22 protein-coding genes are annotated in these 18,924 nt (G+C 72.5%); 9 read left to right on the top strand and 13 right to left on the bottom strand.

What is annotated here, in order from left to right; translation table 11 throughout:
• Nucleotides 1-39: 39 nt before the first annotated feature.
• From J8G10_RS02645 to J8G10_RS02625, 5 genes are all read right to left on the bottom strand, one after another.
• Complete coding sequence (locus J8G10_RS02645; protein ID WP_251439024.1) at nt 40-948, bottom strand: carbamate kinase; 909 nt, start codon at nt 946-948, stop codon at nt 40-42.
• A complete protein-coding gene (gene argF / locus J8G10_RS02640) occupies nt 945-1,976 on the bottom strand; it encodes an ornithine carbamoyltransferase (protein WP_251439016.1) in 1,032 nt (343 codons plus the stop codon). Before argF ends, J8G10_RS02645 begins: the two co-directional genes overlap by 4 nt.
• Entirely contained in the window at nt 1,973-3,244 is a 1,272-nt protein-coding gene (locus J8G10_RS02635) for an arginine deiminase (protein WP_251439014.1), read from the bottom strand. The genes argF and J8G10_RS02635 overlap by 4 nt, the downstream gene beginning before the upstream one ends.
• Nucleotides 3,241-4,659: an amino acid permease gene (locus tag J8G10_RS02630; protein WP_251439013.1), complete on the bottom strand. Its 1,419-nt coding sequence runs from the start codon at nt 4,657-4,659 to the stop codon at nt 3,241-3,243. Before J8G10_RS02630 ends, J8G10_RS02635 begins: the two co-directional genes overlap by 4 nt.
• A gap of 81 nt (nt 4,660-4,740) precedes the next feature.
• Nucleotides 4,741-6,396 (bottom strand): GAF domain-containing protein, encoded by a 1,656-nt coding sequence (locus J8G10_RS02625; RefSeq protein ID WP_251439011.1) that lies wholly within the window; start codon nt 6,394-6,396, stop codon nt 4,741-4,743.
• Between the two features lie 123 nt (nt 6,397-6,519).
• Between J8G10_RS02625 and J8G10_RS02620 the strand changes: the two genes are divergently transcribed.
• From J8G10_RS02620 to J8G10_RS02610, 3 genes are all read left to right on the top strand, one after another.
• Nucleotides 6,520-7,185, top strand: coding sequence for a BON domain-containing protein (locus J8G10_RS02620; RefSeq protein ID WP_251439009.1), 666 nt, complete (start codon nt 6,520-6,522; stop codon nt 7,183-7,185).
• Between the two features lie 65 nt (nt 7,186-7,250).
• Nucleotides 7,251-7,886, top strand: coding sequence for a phosphoribosyltransferase family protein (locus J8G10_RS02615; RefSeq protein WP_251439007.1), 636 nt, complete (start codon nt 7,251-7,253; stop codon nt 7,884-7,886).
• Nucleotides 7,883-9,178, top strand: coding sequence for an erythromycin esterase family protein (locus J8G10_RS02610; RefSeq protein ID WP_251439005.1), 1,296 nt, complete (start codon nt 7,883-7,885; stop codon nt 9,176-9,178). Before J8G10_RS02615 ends, J8G10_RS02610 begins: the two co-directional genes overlap by 4 nt.
• Nucleotides 9,179-9,195: 17 nt before the next feature.
• Here J8G10_RS02610 and J8G10_RS02605 read toward each other — a convergent pair whose 3' ends face one another.
• The 6 genes from J8G10_RS02605 to J8G10_RS02580 all read right to left on the bottom strand — a co-directional run bounded on the left by J8G10_RS02605 (nt 9,196) and on the right by J8G10_RS02580 (nt 12,149).
• Nucleotides 9,196-9,591, bottom strand: coding sequence for a pyridoxamine 5'-phosphate oxidase family protein (locus J8G10_RS02605; RefSeq protein ID WP_251439003.1), 396 nt, complete (start codon nt 9,589-9,591; stop codon nt 9,196-9,198).
• A 107-nt stretch (nt 9,592-9,698) separates the two neighbouring features.
• Nucleotides 9,699-10,736, bottom strand: coding sequence for a zinc-dependent alcohol dehydrogenase family protein (locus J8G10_RS02600; protein ID WP_251439001.1), 1,038 nt, complete (start codon nt 10,734-10,736; stop codon nt 9,699-9,701).
• Nucleotides 10,737-10,751: 15 nt separating this feature from the next.
• Entirely contained in the window at nt 10,752-11,192 is a 441-nt protein-coding gene (locus J8G10_RS02595) for a universal stress protein (protein ID WP_251438999.1), read from the bottom strand.
• Nucleotides 11,193-11,245: 53 nt separating this feature from the next.
• Nucleotides 11,246-11,491, bottom strand: a complete 246-nt coding sequence (locus tag J8G10_RS02590; RefSeq protein WP_251438997.1) for a BON domain-containing protein — start codon at nt 11,489-11,491, stop codon at nt 11,246-11,248.
• A gap of 50 nt (nt 11,492-11,541) precedes the next feature.
• Nucleotides 11,542-11,682 (bottom strand): hypothetical protein, encoded by a 141-nt coding sequence (locus J8G10_RS02585; protein ID WP_251438995.1) that lies wholly within the window; start codon nt 11,680-11,682, stop codon nt 11,542-11,544.
• Nucleotides 11,679-12,149, bottom strand: coding sequence for a universal stress protein (locus J8G10_RS02580; protein WP_251438993.1), 471 nt, complete (start codon nt 12,147-12,149; stop codon nt 11,679-11,681). Before J8G10_RS02580 ends, J8G10_RS02585 begins: the two co-directional genes overlap by 4 nt.
• Nucleotides 12,150-12,329: 180 nt before the next feature.
• Here J8G10_RS02580 and J8G10_RS02575 point away from each other — a divergent pair, with 180 nt between their 5' ends.
• Together J8G10_RS02575 and J8G10_RS02570 are read left to right on the top strand one after the other, a co-directional pair.
• Nucleotides 12,330-13,076 carry an SDR family NAD(P)-dependent oxidoreductase gene (locus tag J8G10_RS02575; RefSeq protein ID WP_251438991.1) on the top strand — a complete coding sequence of 249 codons (747 nt, stop codon included), beginning with the start codon at nt 12,330-12,332 and terminating at the stop codon, nt 13,074-13,076.
• 52 nt (nt 13,077-13,128) lie between these two features.
• On the top strand, nt 13,129-13,770 hold the full coding sequence (locus J8G10_RS02570; RefSeq protein ID WP_251438989.1) for a response regulator transcription factor: 642 nt from the start codon (nt 13,129-13,131) through the stop codon (nt 13,768-13,770).
• 17 nt (nt 13,771-13,787) lie between these two features.
• On the opposite strand, the gene J8G10_RS02565 is transcribed toward J8G10_RS02570, so the two are convergent.
• Nucleotides 13,788-14,228, bottom strand: a complete 441-nt coding sequence (locus J8G10_RS02565) for a universal stress protein (RefSeq protein ID WP_251438988.1) — start codon at nt 14,226-14,228, stop codon at nt 13,788-13,790.
• 103 nt (nt 14,229-14,331) lie between these two features.
• Entirely contained in the window at nt 14,332-14,973 is a 642-nt protein-coding gene (locus tag J8G10_RS02560) for a LysE family translocator (RefSeq protein ID WP_251438986.1), read from the bottom strand.
• An 82-nt stretch (nt 14,974-15,055) separates the two neighbouring features.
• Here J8G10_RS02560 and J8G10_RS02555 point away from each other — a divergent pair, with 82 nt between their 5' ends.
• From J8G10_RS02555 to J8G10_RS02540, 4 genes are all read left to right on the top strand, one after another.
• Complete coding sequence (locus tag J8G10_RS02555) at nt 15,056-15,748, top strand: NAD(P)-binding domain-containing protein (protein WP_251438984.1); 693 nt, start codon at nt 15,056-15,058, stop codon at nt 15,746-15,748.
• A gap of 40 nt (nt 15,749-15,788) precedes the next feature.
• Complete coding sequence (locus tag J8G10_RS02550) at nt 15,789-16,430, top strand: response regulator (protein ID WP_251438982.1); 642 nt, start codon at nt 15,789-15,791, stop codon at nt 16,428-16,430.
• On the top strand, nt 16,427-18,169 hold the full coding sequence (locus J8G10_RS02545; RefSeq protein ID WP_251438980.1) for a hypothetical protein: 1,743 nt from the start codon (nt 16,427-16,429) through the stop codon (nt 18,167-18,169). Before J8G10_RS02550 ends, J8G10_RS02545 begins: the two co-directional genes overlap by 4 nt.
• A gap of 63 nt (nt 18,170-18,232) precedes the next feature.
• Entirely contained in the window at nt 18,233-18,904 is a 672-nt protein-coding gene (locus tag J8G10_RS02540) for a GAP family protein (protein WP_251438978.1), read from the top strand.
• Nucleotides 18,905-18,924: the final 20 nt, after the last annotated feature.

Raw genomic sequence — 18,924 nt, 5'->3', positions numbered from 1 at the left:
CGCCCGGACCGGGACTTTGGTCACCCGGTGAGCCGTCGTTCACGGGCGGGACCGGATCCGGGTGCCGAGGATCCCCGCCACGACGTCCTCCGCATGTTCGAGCGGCCCGATGACCGCTGACCTGCCGGTGGCCAGCGCGAACTCCGACGCCGCATCGACCTTCGGCCCCATCGAGCCCGAAGGCAGATCGAGTGCGGTGGCCGTGGCGGGGGTGAGCTCGGGCAGCACGGTCGCCTCCGGCGATCCGTAGTCGGCGATCACCCCTGGGACGTCGGTGAGGATGGCCAGGAGTTCGGCGTCCAGCTGCTGCGCGATCAGCGCGGCGGTGCGGTCCTTGTCGATGACCGCGTCGATCGTCCGGAGGCCGCCGGCGTCCTCGATGACCGGCACGCCGCCTCCGCCGCCCAGGATCACCGTCCTTCCGGCGCCGAGCAGGGTGCGGGCGTCGTCGAGCTCGAGGATCCTCCTCGGGCGCGGTGAGGGGACGACGCGACGCCACCCGCCGCCGTCGGCGGCGATGCTCCATCCGTGCGTCTTCGCCAGGGCACGTGCCCGGCGCTCGTCGTACACGGCGCCGATGAGCTTCTCGGGGCGGTGCATCTCGGGATCCTCCGGGTCGACGAGGACATGGGTGACGAGGGTGGACACCGGCATGGTCGTCCCGGCGCTGCGCAGGGCCACCTGCAGCAGCGAGCCGATCATGCCCTGGGTCGCCGCGCTGAGCAGCCCCAGCGGGTAGGGTGCGCCGAGCACCGGATCCTCGGCGGACTCGCGTGCGAGGAGCCCCACCTGGGGTCCGTTGCCATGCACCAGCACGAGCTCGTGAGCGTCGGCCAGGCGCGCGAGGGCCGGAGCCACGGCGGCGAGGCGCGCCGACTGCGCGGACGCCTCCGGGCGCTCGCCGCGGTGCAGCAGCGCGTTGCCGCCGAGCGCGACCACCAGCCTCATCGCTCCTCGATCCCCGGCGCACCCTCGGCGAGGCTGTGCAGCATCACGGCGGCGATGGTGTGGCGCCGGTTCTCCGCCTGGTCGAACACCAGGGATGCGGACGAGCGGAACACATCGTCGCTGACCTCCATGCCCTCGAGGCCGGTGAGGCGGAACAGCTGATCGCCCAGCGCCGACCGGCGGTCGTGGGTCGAGGGCAGGCAGTGCAGGAAGCGGACGTCGGGGTTCCCGCTGCGCTCGAGGAGCGGGCGGTCGACGCGATAGGGACGGAGCAGGCGGATCCTGTCCTCCCAGGCGCCGCGGTCCTCGCCCATGCTCAGCCACACGTCGGCGTAGACGAAGTCGGCATCCCTGATCGCGTCGCCGACGTCCTCGGTGATGAGGATCCGTCCTCCGGACTGCGCCGCGCGCTCCTGGGCGATCGCGACGATCCCGGGCTCGGGGGAGAGGGCTCCGGGACAGGCGATCCGCAGATCCATCCCGCGCATCGCCCCGCTGACGAGCAGGCTGTGCACGACGTTGTCCCTGCCGTCGCCCGCGAAGCACACCCGGGCGGGCGGCCCGGCGGGATCATGATGCTCCTCGATCGTGAGCAGATCGGCGAGCGCCTGCGTCGGGTGCCAGGTGTCGGTGAGCGCGTTCCACACGGGCACGCCGGCGTGGTTCGCGAGCGTCTCGACGGAGCCCTGGGCGAAGCCCCGGAACGCGATCGCGTCGTAGTAGCGCCCCAGCACGCGGCCGGTGTCCTCGACGGATTCGCTGTCGCCCAGATGGCTGCTCGCGGGGTCGATGTACGTGCAGTGCGCGCCGAGGGCGTGCGCCGCCGTCTCGAACGCCGCCCTCGTGCGTGTCGAGGGCTTCTCGAACAGCAGCGCGATCAGGCGGCCGGCGAGGTGCGGGGCGAGACCCGTGCGCCCGGCCGCTTTCACCGTGCGGGCCAGGGACAGGAGCGTCTCCACCTCCGCGGCGGACAGGTCGCTGTCCTTGCGGAGGTGACGAGGGGCGTCCGGCGCCGTCGTCGCGTTCACAGCCCGGCCGAATCGCGCTGGATCGGGCACGACATGCATCGGGATCCGCCTCGGCCCCGCCCGAGCTCGCTGCCGCCGATCGTGATCACCTCGATCCCGTTCCGCCGGAGCATCGTGTTGGTCGCGACGTTGCGGTCGTACCCGATCACGACGCCCGGTGCGACGGCGAGGAAGTTGTTCGCGTCGTCCCACTGCTCGCGCTCGGCGGCGCGGGCGTCCTGCTCCGTCGTGAGCAGGCGCAGCCCCTCCACGCCGAGGGTCTCGCCGAGCAGGTGGCGAAGCGGGAGCGCCGGGCCGATCGCCAGACGGTCGTCGCCCTCATCGGGCGAGATCATGTGGCCGTCCAGCCGGGCGGGGTCCAGCGCCGAGGACAGGATGAACGTGCGCTCGTCGAGCATCGTCATGAGGGTGTCGAGGTGCATCATGGCGTGCGCCCGGGGGATCGGGACGGCGATGACGCGACGCGCCTGACCGGAGCGGAAGAGCTCCTGAGCCAGGATCTCCACCGCTGCCGGGGCCGTTCGCTCGCCCATCCCGATGAGGACGACGCCGTGACCGAGCACGTGCACGTCGCCCCCCTCGAGAGGGGCGAGAGTCCGGAGCCCGTCGTCGTAGCGGTTGATCATGGGCTGCCGGAACAGCGGGTGGTAGTCGTAGATGATCCTCGCGTTCTCCGTCTCGCGGGTGCGCGCGGCGCGAGCCATCACGGTCACCGCGACGCCTCGATACACCCAGGCGGAGCTGTCGCGCGGGAACAGGGTGTTCGGCAGCGGCGGGAGCAGGAACCCGCTGTGCTCCCGCGTCTGCCACAGCAGGCTGTCCGTCGGCGCGATCTCGAGCTCGTCGAAGGCGATGCCGCCGATCATCATCTCGGCGAGGGCGGCCGCGGGCTGCGCCTGCAGCCGCTCGCGCACCAGCGGGGCGAGGGCGGGGCCGAAGCGCTCCGGCGTGCAGAGCGTGCCCAGGAGATCCGTCCGTGCGGCCGGGACCGCGAGCGCCTCGGCCAGGAGCGTCTGGAACTCGTGGACGACCACGCCGTGCGAGCGCAGGACCTCCGCGAACGCATCGTGCTCGGCACGGGCGCGCGTGCCCCACAGCACGTCGTCGAAGAGCAGCTCCCGGCAGTTGCCGGGAGTGAGCCGGTCGAGCTCGCGTCCGGGGCGGTGCACGATCACCTGACGGAGGACGCCGACCTCCGAGTGCACGCCGAGCTCGGCCGCGGCGATGCTCTCGCGTACCGGGGACGGGGAGACGGCGGGGACGCTCATGAGCGCGCTCCTCGTGCGATGGACGCGGACAGCTCGGAGGAGTGCGCGTGCTGGACGTCGTCGGGGATCCCGTGCTCCCAGGGATCCGGATCCACGGCGCCGTGACGCCGATGGGACGCCTTCATCCAGATGTACAGCGGAACGCCGAGCAGGAACGCGACAGCGCCGTAGAAGGAGGCCTCCGCGCCCGTGCCGATGAGGGACCAGAACGAGAAGGCGAGCGCGAGCACCGTGACCACGAGATCCCTGCCCAGATGCGGCCAGGAGACCGCGCGAGCCTTGGTGACGAGCCAGTACAGCTGCGCCGCCGCCGAGAAGAGGTAGGGGACCACCACGGTGAAGACCGTCAGCAGCACGACCATCGTGAACACCTGGGCGAAGCTCGTGTATGCGAGGACGGTGAGGGCGGTCGCGAGCACGGTCGAGGAGATGATCCCCACGAGCGGCATCCCGCGGTGCTCGCGCCCGAACACGCTCGGGAAGAGCCCTTCCCGAGCCGCGGCCTGCGGCATCTCGCCCACGATGAAGGTCCAGCCCACCAGGCAGCCGAGTCCCGAGACGATCGCGACGACCGCGATGACCTGCCCCGCCCACGTTCCGGAGAAGATCGCATCCGCGGCGTCGCTGAACGGAGCGGTCGACGTCCGCAGGCGCGCGTTGCTGACGGTGCCGAACACCGCGAGTGTGCCGAGGATGTAGACGATGCCGCTGATCAGGGTGCCGTAGACCGTCGCCCGGGGGACGTTGCGCTTCGGATCGCGTACGCGACCGGCGGCGACCGATGCCGTTTCCATGCCGATGAACGCGAACAGGGCGATGGCTCCTGCGCCGGCCAGAGCCGACCAGCCGTCGGCGCCGGAGGAGTTGAAGGATCCGAAGTTCGCCGGGTTCAGGAAGAACAGCCCGAGCACGGCGATCGCGGCGAGCGGAATGATCTTCAGGACGGTGAAGACCACCTGCGCCCCGCCCATGCTGCGCAGTCCCATCGCGTTGATGGCGACCGGGATCCAGAGGCACGCGACCGCGATGACGATCGACCAGCCGATCTGATGGTCGGTGTTGACGAAGACTTCGACGTAGCCGGTGAGCGCGACGACGATCGCGGCGTTGCCCGCCCACGCGCTCAGCCAGTACGACCACGCGTTGAGGAAGCCCGCGAACTCGCCGAACGCCTCTCTGGCGTAGACGTAGGGTCCGCCGGATCCGGGGACGCGGGCCGTCAGGCGGCCGAAGACGATCGCGAGGGCGATCGCGCCGACCGTGACCAGCACGAAGGCGACGAGGCTGATGGGGCCGTACGCGGCGAGGGCCGAGGGCAGGCCGAAGACGCCGGTGCCGATCACCGAGCCGATGACGAGTGCGGATGCAGCGGGAAGACCGAGCTGCTTCGCCGAGGGGGAAGATGACGTGTCCATGGCCGCGATCGTCGCGCCGCGGACCGGCGCGATCCGGGTCCAAGGTCCCGCGGGGCGCTCTCGACGTCCCGGGAGCAGGTCTCAGGCGGGCAGCGGCACGGACCACCGCACCCGGGTGCCGCCCGCGGTGCGGTTCTCGACGACGCAGCGTCCGCCGTGCCGCTCCGCGCGTGCCTCGAGGTTCGCGGTGCCGCTGCGGGGGGCGTTCTCGGGCAGGCCCACGCCGTCGTCCTCGACGGTCACGACGACGTCGGTCTCCGAGACGAGCACCGCGACGGAGGCCGACTGCGCGCGGGCGTGCCGGGTCACGTTCGCGAGGGACTCCCGGATCACGGCGGTCAGGTCGTCGGCGAGCGCCCCCGTGACGAGGAGGTCGACGGGCCCCGCGAACGTCATCCGCGGTCGCGGCGTCGCGCCCGAGACGAGCGCGAGCAGCCGTCCGCGCAGTCCCGGACCCGTGGTCGCCTGCGTCCGCAGCGCGAAGATCGCGGTGCGGATGTCGGTGATGGTCGCGTCGAGCTCTTCGATGTGCCGTTCCAGCGCCTCGGCCTGGGCGGGGTGCGCCGCCGCGAGGGCCTGGAGACCGAGGGCTGTCGCGAACAGCCGCTGGATCACGTGGTCGTGCAGGTCGCGGGCGATGCGACTGCGGTCCTCGACGAGATCGAGCCGCTGGCGCTGCTCCCTGGCCCGCGCCAGGGATACGGCGATGCCCGCCTGCGAGGCGAAGTCCGAGATCGTGTCGAGCTCCATGCGGGTGTACGTGGAGCTGCTGCGGGAGACGCAGAGCGCACCGACCGCGTCGCCGCCGACGACCAGAGGCACGGCGACCGTGTGCCCGAACGGCCGGACGACGGCGTCCGCCGGATCCGGCAGATGCTCCACGATCAGCCGGCCCTCTTCGATCGCGCGGGCGGCGAGGGCGCCGGCGGCGGGGTAGTGTGTCCCCTCGATGGCGGCGCCGCCCGCGCCGCGCGCGATGTCGATGCGCAGACGGTCGTCGTCACCGGGGGTGATGATCGCGACGAGCTCGGTCGGCACGACGGTGGCCACGGCCTCGGCGACGATCGCGAGGGCATCGCCGGCGTCGGGTGAGAGCAGGGCGGCGGTCACCCCCGACAGCGCGGTGCCCAGTCGCTCGCGCCGGCGGGTCTCCGCGAACAGGCGCGCGTTCTCGATGGCGACACCGGCGGTCGTCGCCAGGGCCTCGATGATCTCCTGATCGTCGTCGGAGAAGAGGTCCTTCTCCGGATCCGTCAGATACAGGTTGCCGAAGGTCCGGCCCCTGATGCGGATCGGCACTCCCAGGAAGGCGTCCATCGGCGGATGGTGCTCCGGGAAGCCGACCGACCGCGGATCGTCCGCGATCCGCGGGATCCGGATGGTCTTCCCCGCCTCGATCACGGCGCCGAGCAGCCCGTGTCCCGTCGGCGGCGCTCCGATCTCCTGCACGACCTCGGAGGGGATGCCCTCGTGGATGAAGCGTTCCAGGAGCCCCTCGTCGTCGATCACGCCGAGGGCGCCGTAGCGGGCGCCGACGAGTTCGATCGCCGCCCCGACGATCCTGCGCAGCACCGCGTCGAGGTCGAGGTCCTCGCTCACCACGCGGGTGGCGCTGAGCAGTGCGCGCAGCCGTCCCTGGGCCGTGAGCACGTGCTGGGCGCGCGACATCAGATCCGCGATGGTCTTCTCGAGCTCCAGCCGCGGCACATCGGGGAACGTGATCGGGTCGTCATCCATGGGCTTCCCAGCGCTTGACGCTTCGAGTGTACGCGCGGCCCGCGGGACTTTCGACCCTCCGGGGGCGCAGCGCCGCGCGGAGGGTGAGAGCGTGCACTCCCGCACCCGACGAAAGGAACTCTCATGGCCATCCACACCGACACCGACCTCGACGTGCAGACGCTCGTGATGGACGAACTCGATTGGACACCCGATGTGGACGCCGCAGGAATCGGCGTCGCCGTGGTGGACGGGATCGTCACCCTCTCGGGCGAGGTCGGCAGCTATGTCGAACGCCTCGCAGCCAAGAAGGCCGCTCGGCGCGTGCGCGGGGTGCGGACCGTCGTCGACGATCTCACCGTGCACCCGAAGTCGGCGTGGCCCGTCACCGAGACCGACGTCGCGAAGGAGGTCGAGCGTGCGCTGCGCGCGGCGAGCAATGTGCCGCAGAGCGTGAAGGCGGACGTGCAGGGGCACAGCGTCACGCTCAGCGGAGAGGTCGACTGGGACTTCCAGCGCCATGCGGCCAAGCGCGCGGTGCAGCACCTGCGGGGCGTCGCGTCGGTCATCAGCAGGATCCAGATCGCCGCACGGCCCTCGGGGACGGATACGGAGGAACGGATCCGCAACGCGCTCACCCGCAACGCCCAGCTCGACGGACAGACGATCCACGTCGCCGTCCACGGGAACAAGGTCACGCTCACCGGAACAGTGAAGTCGTGGACCGAGCGTCAGCAGGCGGGCAACGCCGCCTGGGCATCCCCGCACGTCACCGACGTGGACAACCAGATCATGGTCCGCGCGTTCTGAGCATCGTGCGGGTCCGGGGCGGGCGTGCCCCGGACCCGCGTCCCGGCGGAGCGGAGGAGCGACCCGTGTTCATCGACAGACAGGACGCCGGACGGCGGCTCGGCGCGGCGCTGCGGCACGCCGATGTCCGGGCCTCGATCGTGCTCGGGCTTCCGCGTGGCGGCGTCCCCGTCGCCGCGGAGGTCGCCGCCGCGCTCGACCTGCCGCTCGACGTGATCGTCGTCCGCAAGCTCGGCCTGCCGACGCATCCGGAGGTGGCGATGGGGGCGATCGGCGAAGACGGAGTCCGCCTGCTCGATCCGGGCATGATCCGGGACGCGGGCGTGAGCCGCGCGCAGCTCGACGACGTCGAGAGCCGCGAACGAGAGACCCTGGACCGTCGCGCTCGGCTGTTGCGCGGGGGCGCGGCACGCCGCGACCTGACGGGTCAGGCCGTGCTCATCGTCGACGACGGCATCGCCACCGGGGCCACGGCGTCCGCGGCCTGCCTGGTCGCCCGTCGGCTCGGCGCCGCGCAGGTGGTGGTGGCCGCGCCCGTCGGCGCGCCCGACGCCGCGCGACGCATCGTCGGCGCGGACCGGGTCTTCTGCCTGGAGCAGCCCGAGGACTTCCGGGCCGTCGGCGCCTCGTACCGCCGATTCGATCAGACGACCGACGACGAGGTCGTCCGCCTTCTCGCACGAACAGGGACAGCATCATGACCGCCAGAGACGACCTCATCGACGACATCCGGGACCTCGCCCATCCGCTCGCTCAGGAGGGAGCGCTGGACGGTCTGGTCGACCGGGCACGAGGGCGTCGCTTCGTCGCGATCGGCGAGGCCTCGCACGGCACGGGCGAGTTCTACCGGTGGCGCGCCCTCCTCACCCGTCGGCTGATCGAGGAGGCCGGAATCACCTGGATCGGCGTCGAGGGCGACTGGCCGGACTGCTGGCGGATCGACCGCTGGGTGCGCGGCCTCGCCGAGACCGACCGCGACGCCCGTGGAGTGCTGGCGACCTTCGACCGATGGCCGACCTGGATGTGGGCGAACACCGAGGTCGCCGACTTCCTCGACGGGCTCCGCGAGCTCAACGCCTCCCGCCCGGCCGAGAACAGGGTCGGGTTCTACGGACTCGACGTCTACTCGCTGTGGGATTCGCTGCAGCGGATCATGGCCTGGCTCGCGGTGAACGAACCCGACGCGCTGCCGGTGGCCGCGAGGGCATGGCGGTGCTTCGCACCGTTCGACGAGGACCCGCACCGTTACGCCTGGGGCACCCGGCTGGTGCCGGCCTCCTGCGAGGACGATGTCGTCGAGCTCCTCACCGAGGTGCGCCGCCGTGCGATCGGCGACGGGGAGGAGGCGTTCGATGCGCGCCAGAACGCGTCGATCGTCGTCGAAGCCGAACGCTACTACCGCGAGATGGTGCGGACGGACCGCGGATCCTGGAACATCCGGGACCTGCACATGATGGACACGATCGACCGGCTGGCCGCGCATGAGGGACGGGCGTCCCGCGGGGTGATCTGGGCGCACAACACCCATGTGGGCGATGCGCGCGCCACCAGCATGGCCGCGGCCGGGCTGCTGAACATCGGGCAGCTGCTCCGCGAGCGGCACGGCGCCGACCAGGTGCTGCTCATCGGCATGGCCTCGCACTCCGGCACGGTGACGGCGGCGCGAGAGTGGGGCGTCGCCGAGGAGCGGATGCCGGTTCCGATCGCGCGGGCGGACAGCCACGAGGGACTCCTCCACGACGCGCTCGGCTTTCCCGCGGTCCTCGACTTCGGTGCCGAGCGGACTCGCGCCTGGCTGTCGCACGGCGCCGGTCATCGTGCCATCGGCGTCGTCTACGACCCGGCCCGCGAGCGCGGCAACTACGTCCCGACCGCCATGGGCGCGCGCTACGACGCGCTGCTCTGGTTCGAGCAGACGCACGCCCTCCTGCCCCTTCACCACGAGAGGCGCCCCGAGGAGGTCGAGTACGAGACGGAGCCGACCGGCTTCTGACGCCGCTCGGCGTCCGCTCACTGCGACTCGTGCTTCACGGCCCGGCCCGTCATCCGCGTGATCCGGAACCGCAGCGGCACGTCCCGCTCTCCGCCCGGCCAGGGCGAGACGCGCGCGACGAGCGCCGCGGCCTCCTCCGGTGCGGGGCGGGAGAGCGGTCCGCTCATCAGCACGCTCCAGGCCGCGCGCCCGAGGCTGTCCAGGTGGTCCACTTCGAACGACACGGTCGCGCCCGCGTCGGCGAGGACGCTGAGCGCCCCGTCGGATCCGGTCCGCAGGAGGAGATCGTGCCCGGAGACGGCATAGTTCATCGGGATGATCTCGACCACTCCTTCCCGCACATATCCCGCGCGGCCGACCGTGGTCGCCGTGAGGAGGTCGTAGCAGCGCTGCTCGCTGAGCACGTGGATCATGATCTTCTCCCTTCGGTGGACGGGCTCCCGTCAGCCGCCCTTCCCGCCAGCGTCCCCGATGCGCCGACGCCCGACCGTGACCTTCGTCCCGTCGTCCTCCGCGCCCGTCAGAAGCCGATCACCAGGGAGCCGGCCGCCCGCCCGCTCCGCAGCTCATCGATCGCCGCACCCGTGTCGGCGAACGCATAGCGGGTGACTCTCGGCGTCAGCCGGAGGCTCTGCGCGAGGCGGAGGAATGCGGCGCCGTCGGCGCGCGTGTTCGCGGTGACCGTGCGCAGGTCCCGCTCCTGGAAGAGATCGCGGGCGTAGTCCATGGCGGGGATCGCGGTCATGTGGATCCCGGCCAGCACCACCGTGCCGCCGGGGCGCGTCGCCTCGAGGGCGAGCGGCACGAGCTCTCCGGCCGGCGCGAACACGATCGCCGCATCCACAGGGGTGGGCGGAACGGCCGTCGCATCCCCGACGAACACGGCGCCCACGCGCCGCGCCAGCTCCCGGTTGCGCTCGCCGCGTGTCATCGCGAGCACGCGCGCGCCCTGGGCGATCGCGAGCTGGGCCGTCAGGTGCGCACTGGATCCGAATCCGTAGATCCCCAGATCGCCGCCCGGCGGCAGGTTCGCGCGCGTCAGCGCGCGATAGCCGATGATGCCCGCGCAGAGCAGCGGCGCGATCTCCCTCGGATCGGCGTCCTGCGGCAGCCGGTAGAGGAAGGATTCGGGCGCCGTGAGGTACTCCGCGAATCCGCCGTCGGCATCCCACCCGGTGTACCGCGAGGCGGGGCAGAGGTTCTCGCGCCCCTCTCGGCACCACCGGCAGGTGCCGCAGGTCCGGCGCAGCCACGCGGCCCCGACGCGGTCGCCGGGGTGCAGCGCGCGCACGGCGGATCCTGCCGCGACCACCGTGCCGACGACCTGGTGCCCGGGGACCACCCCGGGGCGGTGCGGCGGGATCTCCCGGTCGATGACGTGCAGGTCGGTGCGGCACACGCCGCACGCCTCCACGGCGATCAGCACCTCGTCCGCTCCGGGGGACGGCACGCGCCGGGTCGTGGACGTCAGGGTTCCGGCGGCATCACCGGTCGCCCACACGCGCATCTCGGCGGAGGGCGCCGGGGCGGGCGCTGCGCGGAGCGAGGATCCGTTCACGCGCCGGCCCGGCTCTCAGCCACGATCCGTCCCGTTGTCGTCGGTGTGCATGATCAGCACGGGGCAGTGCGCGTGCGAGGCGCAGGAGGCGCTCACGGAGCCGAGCAGCAGGCCGGCGAATCCGCCGCGGCCGCGGCTTCCGAGCACGAGCATGCCGGCCGTCTCGCTGAGATCGATCAGCGTCCGTGCGGGCGGCCCGGACAGCACCGTCCGGGTGAGCCCGTCCGGCGGGGCGTCGCCGAACGCGGCGACGACCGACTGATCCAGGATCTGCTGCGCGTCCTGCTCCGGCTGCCATTCGATGACGAGCTCCGCGCCGGTCATGGGCGGGTAGGTCCAGGTCGTGACGGCTTCGAGCGGCGCGTGCAGCGCCTGGGCCAGCCGTGCGGCGTACTTCAGGGCGGCGATGGAGGACGGCGAGCCGTCCACCCCGACGATGATCCGATCCATGTCCATGCGTTCAGCTTCACCGCTGCGGCTGCCCGGACGCGGGACGAAAGTCACATGGCTCAGCCGGGGTCGGAGGACTCGGGTCTGATCCGCAGGTCGTCGACCAGTGCGCGTACGCCGCGCACCCGTCGCACCGCCTCTCGTGCGGCGACCTTCTCGGCCTCCGAGCCGACCTCTCCCGAGAGCGTGACGGCGCCGTCGCGCACGAAGACGCCCACATCGACGGGATCGACGTCGTGAGCCCACTCGAGCTCGTCGGCGATGTCCTCCTTGATGTCGAGGTCCGCCCTGCGCGTCGCGTCCATGCGTCTTCCCCTCGAGTCGCCCGTGGCCGCCGGTCTGCGCCCCGGGGCGTTCACCGGTGCGTCGGCTCCGGCGCGTGCGCCGAGAGCTGAGCGGTGACGAGGTCGGTCAGATCGACCGGGTGCGTGGGCGGAAGCACCACGTCGGAGGGACCGATCGGCGAGCTCGGACGAGGGAACCCGGCGCGGTTCATGATGCACCCGCGGTCGCCGGGGCTTCCGTGCCCTCGGTGCCGTCACGGACGATCAGGACGGGGCAGTGGGCGTACGCGGCGCACGCCGCGGACACCGACCCGAGCAGGAGCCCGGCGAACCCGCCGTGCCCTCGACTGCCCAGCACCAGCATGCCCGCGCATCTGCTCAGCCCGATCAGGACGCCCGCGGCGGGGCCGAGCAGTACGGTCCGCTTCAGCGGCGGCGGCTCGGCGCCGAACGCCTGCTCGACGGCGGCGTCGAGGATGGATCTTGCGTCGTCCTTCGGCGACCACGAAGGCACCAGGTAGGTGTCCGCGAACGGCGGGGAGGACCAGGTGGTGATCGCCTCGAGCGGGGCGCCGAGCGCGTCGGCGATGCGCGCCGCGTACCGTAGCGCGGCGATCGACGACGCGGACCCGTCCACGCCGACGATCACCCGGTCGGCATCAGCGTTCTCATCGTTCATGTCCCCACTGTCCCCGGCCGGATCCAGACCGATCGGGACGAAAGTCATACGGATCGGATCAGATCGGTTCGCCCGCCGCGCGGGCCGCGCGCGGAGGCCGTCGTGCTCCGCGTGACTTTGGTCCCGGCTCCGATGGCGTGCTGCTGCGAGCGTGAGGGGAGGAGATGGGAGAGGACCCTCATGAACGGCAATCGCTTCGCAGAACGCACCATCATCGTGACCGGCGCCGGATCCGGCATCGGACGGGCGACCGCCCTCCGCCTCGCGAGCGAAGGAGCGCGGATCGTCGGCGTCGATGCGTCCCGCACCCGCTTGCAGGATCTCGAGCGCGAGCTCGGAGACCGGGTCGCGACGGTGGACGGCGATCTCCTCCAGCAGCTCACGGCGGATCGTGCGATCGCCGCGGCGCGCGGCAGGATCGACGGGCTGGCCAACGTCGCCGGGATCATGGACGGATTCGAGCCCACGGCCGAGATCGACGACGCGACCTGGGAGCGGGTCATCGGCGTCAACGTCACCGGCATGATGCGGATGACCCGTGCGGTGCTGCCCGCGATGCTCGCCGCCGGTCGGGGCGCGATCGTCAATGTGGGCTCCGAGGCCGGGCAGCGGGGGTCGGCGGCGGGAACGCCGTACACGGTGTCGAAGCACGCGGTGAACGGGTTTACGAAGAGCACGGCGTTCTTCTACACGCCCCGCGGCGTGCGATGCAATGCCGTCGCGCCGGGCCCGGTCGCGACCAACATCGAGGCCGCCTTCCGCTCGACCCTGGCGCAGGAGCGCCTGGGGCCGGTGATGCAGGCGACACTCCCTCCCGTCGCCCAGCCGGAGGCTCTCGCCGCGGCCATCGCGTGGCTGCTCAGCGACGACGCCTCGGATGTGTCCGGAGCGATCATCCCCGTCGACGGAGGGTGGGCGGCCATCTGATCCGGGTGCATGATGGCCTTGGCGAGCATGGACGCGGGGAAGGGGAATCCCGATGAGCAGTGTGTTCCTCGTCGACGATCACGAGATCGTGCGGCAGGGGCTGGCGGGCGTGATCGAGGGTCAGGCCGACCTGACCGTGGCCGGCGAAGCGGGCAGCGCCCGCGATGCGCTCGCGCGGATCGCGGCGACGCAGCCCGATGTGGCGGTCCTCGACGTCCGCCTTCCGGATGGGAACGGGATCGACCTGTGCCGGCAGATCCGGCAGGATCAGCCGCGGGTGCAGTGCCTGATCCTCACGGCCTATGACGACGACGATGCGATGTTCGCGGCGGTGGTGGCGGGTGCGGCCGGCTACCTCCTGAAGAGCGTCCGCGCGGCGGAACTGCTCGAGGCGATCCGCGGCGTCGCGGCGGGCCGGAGGCTGCTGCACCCCAGCGCCGAGCGCACGGCGATGCAGCGGATGCGCGACGCCCCCGGAGAGGATCCGCGTTTCGGATCCCTGGGGCTGCGGGAGCGGCAGATCCTCGCGCTGATCGCGGACGGGCTGACCAATCGGCAGATCGGCGAGCGGCTGGGGCTCGCGGAGAAGACCGTCAAGAACTATGTCTCCGGGCTCCTCAGCAAGCTGGGTCTGGATCACCGCACGCAGGCGGCGGTGTTCGAGATCGAGCGGGGCCGCCACCGCGACGACTAGAGCGCGGCGTCGGAGCCTCAGCCCTCCTGCTTCTCGTGGCGCACGATGAGGACGGGGCAGTGCGCGTGCGCCGCGCAGGCCGCGCTCACGGATCCGAGCAGCAGCCCGGTGAAGCCGCCGCGGCCCCGCGTGCCCAGCACCAGCATCTCCGCATGGCGGCTCTCCGCGATGAGCACGGACGCAGGCGGGCCGGCGACCACCCGGGTCGTCAGGCCGGCCGGACGGCCCTCCGTGAAGGCGCGCGCGATCACCGCGTCGAGATGCGCGGCCGTCTCCTTCTCCGGAGAGCGTCCCGGTGTCGGATACAGGTCGATCAACGCGGCGTAGTCCCAGGTCATGACGGCGCGGATCGGACGACCGAGCGCACCGGCGAGCGTCACGGCGTAGCGGAGGGCGTCGACGGAGGACGCCGATCCGTCGACGCCGACGAGGATCGGAAGGTCAGCGGTGGTGTTCATGCCCTTCACCCTCGCCCGCCGCCCGGGCGGGAGAAGGGACGAAGGTCACATGCGGGCGCGGGAGGAGCGCGCAGAGGGACGAGGATCGCCGTCCGAGCCGGTGCTAGCCCTTGTTGTCCGCGAGCAGCAGCACGCCGCCGAGGCCGATCATCATGCCGCCGCCGGTGCCGCGGACCGCGGCGAGCCGGCGGGGCGACCGTGCGAACCACGACCGCGCCGCCCCGGCGATCAGCGCCCACGTCGCATCGCAGGCGAAGGCGATGACGGTGAAGATCAGTCCCAGGATCATCATCTGCACCGGCACCGAGCCGGCATGGAAGTCGACGAACTGCGGCAGGGCGGCGACGAAGAACACGATGGTCTTGGGGTTGGTGGCGCCGACGACGAACCCCTGCCGCAGCATCGCGAACGTGGACAGGCGGCGCGGACCGGTCTGGGACGCGTCGGCGAAGCCGTCGCGACGGTGGCGGATGGCCTGGATCCCGAGGTAGGCCAGGTAGAGCGCGCCGAGCACCTTGACCGCCGTGAAGAGGGCCACGGACTGGGCGACGATGGATCCCACCCCGAACGCCACGGCGGTGATCGGGACGAGGCTCCCGAGCTCGTTGCCCAGCACGCTCCAGAGCCCGGCGCTGCGACCCCAGGCGAGGGAGCGTCCGATGACGAACAGCACGCTCGGCCCCGGGATGGCGATGAGCACCAGCGAGGTGAGCGTGAAGGCGACGAGGGCTTCGGTGTGCGGCACGTGAAGAACCTAGTGCCCTCGCGGGTCCGGGCGCCAGAGGCCGTCCACCGCGGCGACCGGGGCACCCGGCTACGATGACGCCGTGACCGACGAGACCTCCCGGATCCACACGCTCGGCATCATCGGCGCCGGCCGCATCGGCAGCGTGCTCGCCCGGCTCGCGGTCGCGGCCGGATACCGGGTACTGGTCGCGGGATCGTCGGATGCGGCTCGGATCGCGCGCAGGGCAGGTGCGCTCGGGGCGACGGCCGTCGACGTCCCGGAACTCGCCCGCGAGGCGGATGCCGTGCTCCTCACGCTGCCGCTGCGTCGTCACACCGCGCTGCCGGCGGAGCTGCTGCGCGGCATGCTCGTGATCGACGCCATGAACTACTGGTGGGGGTCGGACGGCCTCCGCGACGACCTCGACGATCCGCGCACATCCACGAGCGAGATCGTGCAGCGGTTCCTGGCGGGCTCCCGCGTCGTTAAGGCGTTCAATCACATGGGCTATCAGGACGTCGAGGACGAGGCCCGCCCCGCACGAGCCCCGGGGCGCAAGGCGATCGCCGTCGCCGGCGAGGACCCGGCGGACGTGGCGCAGGTCGCGCGGCTGGTCGACGACCTCGGGTTCGACCCCGTGGTGGCCGGCGCCCTCGCTGCGGGCATCATGCTGGAACCCGGCGCGGAGGCGTTCGGCGCCGATGTCGACGCGACGGAGCTGCGGGCGATGCTGGAGCGCTTCTGGAGCTCGCAGCGCGGCCTCGTCGTCGCGAGGGCGCGCGGCACGGGATAGCGGTATTCTGCCCGGCCTCCGCCCCAGTAGTCTCTTTCTCGTGAGCACGGAGTGGACGCGTCGGGTCCTCGTCGTGGAAGACCAGTCCGCTCTGCGCGTGCTCCTCTGCGATCTGCTCCAGCGGCACGGGTTCGAGACCGCGGCGGCCGCCGACGCGGCGACGGCGACGCAGCTGTTCACGGAGTTCGACCCCGATGCGCTCCTGACCGACATCGACCTGGGCTCCCGTCCCTCGGGCGCCGAGCTCGCCGCGATGCTCGCCGAGCTCGCGCCGCATCTCGCGATCGTCTTCCTCAGCAGCTATCCGCGCGCCGCCGCCGGCGCCACCGCGATGGGCATCCCGCGCGCCCTGTTCGTCCCGAAGCAGACCCTCGACTCACCGCGGACGCTCATCGACGCGCTCGAGCAGGCGCTGTCGACGCAGCCCGTGCCGGACGCGGGCTCCGTGCTCTCGCGTGAGGGACTCGGCGCCCTCACCCGGCACCAGCTCGACGTGCTGGCGATGATCGCCCGGGGCTGGTCGAACGACCGCATCGCGACGGAGACCGGATCCACCGTGCGCGCCGTCGAGCGATCGATCAGCCGGATCTTCGACAGGCTCGGCGTCACCGGGGATCCCACCGTGAATCCGCGCGTGGCTGCCGCGGCGACCTACCTCGCCGCGTTCGGCCCCTCGCGATGAGAGGCCTTCTCGCCGCGGTGCACGGATCCCTCCGCGGCGGACGCTTCCTCACGATCTGGTCTTTCGTCGCGACCCTGCCCCTCTCCGCGACCGTGATGGCCCCCTTCGGCGCGGGCGTCGATGCGCCCAGCGCCTGGCCGGCGACCGCCGTGACGTGGCTGTGCTTCGCCGGCGCGCTGGGCGTGGTCGCGCTCGTGGAGCGACGCCTGCACCGGCCCCGCGCACGCGTCGTCGCCGTCGTCGTCGGAGTGCTGCTCTGCAGTGGGCTGAGGCCGATCGTGCAGGATCTGTGGACCGCTGCCTCGGAGCTGCCGACGCCGCCGGCCTGGCAGCTCCCGTTCCGCATCGCGACGAACGTCCTGGTGTGGACGGTCGTGCTCGTCGTCGTGGCCGTGCTGGAGGCGGCGTTCCGCGGTCTGCGCAGCACCAACCGGCTGCTCGGCTCCGTCGCCGCCGAACTCGTGCAGGCGGAGGCGCGATCTCGCGACTTCGCCGAACGGGCGCACCGGATCGCCCTCGCGGCGGCCACCCGCCTCCGCGCCGGGATCGTGGCCCTCGGCGCCGACGACGGCACCGCCGCGGCCGTCCGTCGTCTCGGTGCGGAGGGCTTCCGGACGTGGAGCCATCGGCTGCGCGCGCTGGCCGAAGAGCCCGACGGCTCGCCGTCGCCCCAGGACCGGGGCGACGGCGCCGTCCCCGGCCCCGAGACGCGCGGGCGCGGGGCGGGGTACCGGCTGCCCGCGACGGGCGTCGTCGTGCTGCTGTACGGCGCCACGATGCTGCCCTATGCCCTGCGCAGCCAGAGCGCGACCGAGCTGCTGCTCGGCGTCCTCGTGCTCGTCGGCGGCGGACTCGCCATCGACGCGGGATCGCGCTGCCGCGCCCTGGCCCGACGGCGCGGGGCGCGGTCCGCGGCCTTCCTGGCGCTGTCCGCGGTCCTGGGGATCGCGCTCTCGGCCCTCGCGGTCGCGCACGGGGCGCCGGTCGGGACCGCGGTCGTGCCGGCCGTCGTCTACTTCGCGTATGCGCTCTTCGCCGGGCTCTGCGCCGGGGCGCTGCACGCGCAGCGCCGCGAGCGGCGCCGGCTCTCGGGCGCGATCCGGAGCGCGCAGCGGACCGCGCGGGAGGGCACCCGGACGGCGCGGGAAGGACTGCGCCGCTCGGCGGAGCTGCTGCACCGGGACGGGCAGGGCGGCTGCGCCGTGTTCGCCCTGGCCCACCCGGATCCGACCCGGGTCGAGGTCGCCGGACTGCAGCAGGCCCTCGACGAGACGGTCTCGCGGATGGAGGCGATCCTGTCGGCCGGCGGTGCGGCAGGAGATCCCGGTGCGGAGCTGACCGCGCTGTTCGGCACCTGGGGGCGGGTGATGGACCTGCGGGTCGAGGAGTCGGAGGCGGCTCGGACCGCATGCGGCTCGGCCCCCTGGGCGGCGCGCGACGCCTACGACGTCATCGCCGAAGGGCTTCTGAACGCCGTGAAGCACGGCGTCGAGCGCCGCGCCGAGATCTCGCTCGACGTCATCGCCACCGGCGCCGGACCGCACCTGCGGGTGCGGGTGCGGTCGTTCGGGGCCGTGGTTCCCGGCGCGCAGCTGCGACCGGCCTCGCGGATGCGGGACCTCGATGCACGGCTGCTTCGCGCACCCGGCGGGGCCGTCCTGGAGGCCGTCCTCGCCCTGCCGCACAGTGCTGTCGTGTCAGCCGAACATCCTGCGGAGGCCCCTCGGCGGCGACCGTAATATCGGCGGCGGATCACCCGGACGCACCCGCTCCGGGGTCCGCGACGCGAAACGGACGCTCCCGTGAACGACCTGCACGAGCTCATCCCGCTGGCGGTCGGGATGTCGCTGTCCCCGCTCCCGATCGTCGCGATCGTGGCGATCGTGCTCGCACCGCGCGGGCGCAGCTCCGCCCCGGCCTTCACGGCCTCGTTCACGCTGGTCTCCCTCGTGCCGATCGCGATCGGGGCGATCGCCTCCGCGCACGTCTCCGCCGCCACCTCGGGCAGCCGGGTCGTCTCACTCGTGGTGTCGATCCTCGTCGCCGCGGGGTTCGCCGTGTTCGCGGCGCTGAGCTGGCGGTCGCGTCCCCGCAACGGCGAGCCCGCGGTGGCGCCCCGCTGGCTCGCCGCGATCGACGCCGTCACGCCGGCGCGGGCCGCGGGGCTCGGTGTGGTCATGGCAGCCGTGAACTCCAAGAACGTGCCCCTGGGGCTGAAGGGCGGCGCCCTCATCGGCGAGGCCCACCTGCCGGTCTGGGGGAGCGCGGCCCTCTGCCTCGTTCTCGCGCTCGTCGCGTCGTCGCTGCTGATCGTCCCCGCCCTCGTCGAGCTCGGCGGCTCACCCCGCGTCCGCTCCGCGCTGCAGGGTCTGAAGGGGCAGCTGATCGCGCACAACGCGGCGATGATGACGGTCGTGTTCGCGCTGCTCGCCGCCGACGAGGTGGCCCAGATCGTGCACCGGCTCACCAGCTGACCCCCGTTCGTCCCGTCCCC

Origin of the sequence: Microbacterium sp. USTB-Y (genome assembly GCF_023703415.1) — a bacterium.
Classification (GTDB): Bacteria; Actinomycetota; Actinomycetes; order Actinomycetales; family Microbacteriaceae; genus Microbacterium.
The sequence above is the reverse complement of the archived record's forward strand: the minus strand, read 5'-3'. Positions and strand labels throughout refer to the sequence as shown.

Bases quoted from the DNA above. Each gene is read 5' to 3' on its own strand.
- J8G10_RS02645 (WP_251439024.1), bottom strand. From the start codon at position 948: ATGAGGCTGGTGGTCGCGCTCGGCGGCAACGCGCTGCTGCACCGCGGC.
- J8G10_RS02635 (WP_251439014.1), bottom strand. From the start codon at position 3,244: ATGAGCGTCCCCGCCGTCTCCCCGTCCCCGGTACGCGAGAGCATCGCC.
- J8G10_RS02630 (WP_251439013.1), bottom strand. From the start codon at position 4,659: ATGGACACGTCATCTTCCCCCTCGGCGAAGCAGCTCGGTCTTCCCGCT.
- J8G10_RS02625 (WP_251439011.1), bottom strand. From the start codon at position 6,396: ATGGATGACGACCCGATCACGTTCCCCGATGTGCCGCGGCTGGAGCTC.
- J8G10_RS02620 (WP_251439009.1), top strand. From the start codon at position 6,520: ATGGCCATCCACACCGACACCGACCTCGACGTGCAGACGCTCGTGATG.
- J8G10_RS02610 (WP_251439005.1), top strand. From the start codon at position 7,883: ATGACCGCCAGAGACGACCTCATCGACGACATCCGGGACCTCGCCCAT.
- J8G10_RS02605 (WP_251439003.1), bottom strand. From the start codon at position 9,591: ATGATCCACGTGCTCAGCGAGCAGCGCTGCTACGACCTCCTCACGGCG.
- J8G10_RS02595 (WP_251438999.1), bottom strand. From the start codon at position 11,192: ATGGACATGGATCGGATCATCGTCGGGGTGGACGGCTCGCCGTCCTCC.
- J8G10_RS02590 (WP_251438997.1), bottom strand. From the start codon at position 11,491: ATGGACGCGACGCGCAGGGCGGACCTCGACATCAAGGAGGACATCGCC.
- J8G10_RS02585 (WP_251438995.1), bottom strand. From the start codon at position 11,682: ATGAACCGCGCCGGGTTCCCTCGTCCGAGCTCGCCGATCGGTCCCTCC.
- J8G10_RS02580 (WP_251438993.1), bottom strand. From the start codon at position 12,149: ATGAACGATGAGAACGCTGATGCCGACCGGGTGATCGTCGGCGTGGAC.
- J8G10_RS02575 (WP_251438991.1), top strand. From the start codon at position 12,330: ATGAACGGCAATCGCTTCGCAGAACGCACCATCATCGTGACCGGCGCC.
- J8G10_RS02570 (WP_251438989.1), top strand. From the start codon at position 13,129: ATGAGCAGTGTGTTCCTCGTCGACGATCACGAGATCGTGCGGCAGGGG.
- J8G10_RS02565 (WP_251438988.1), bottom strand. From the start codon at position 14,228: ATGAACACCACCGCTGACCTTCCGATCCTCGTCGGCGTCGACGGATCG.
- J8G10_RS02545 (WP_251438980.1), top strand. From the start codon at position 16,427: ATGAGAGGCCTTCTCGCCGCGGTGCACGGATCCCTCCGCGGCGGACGC.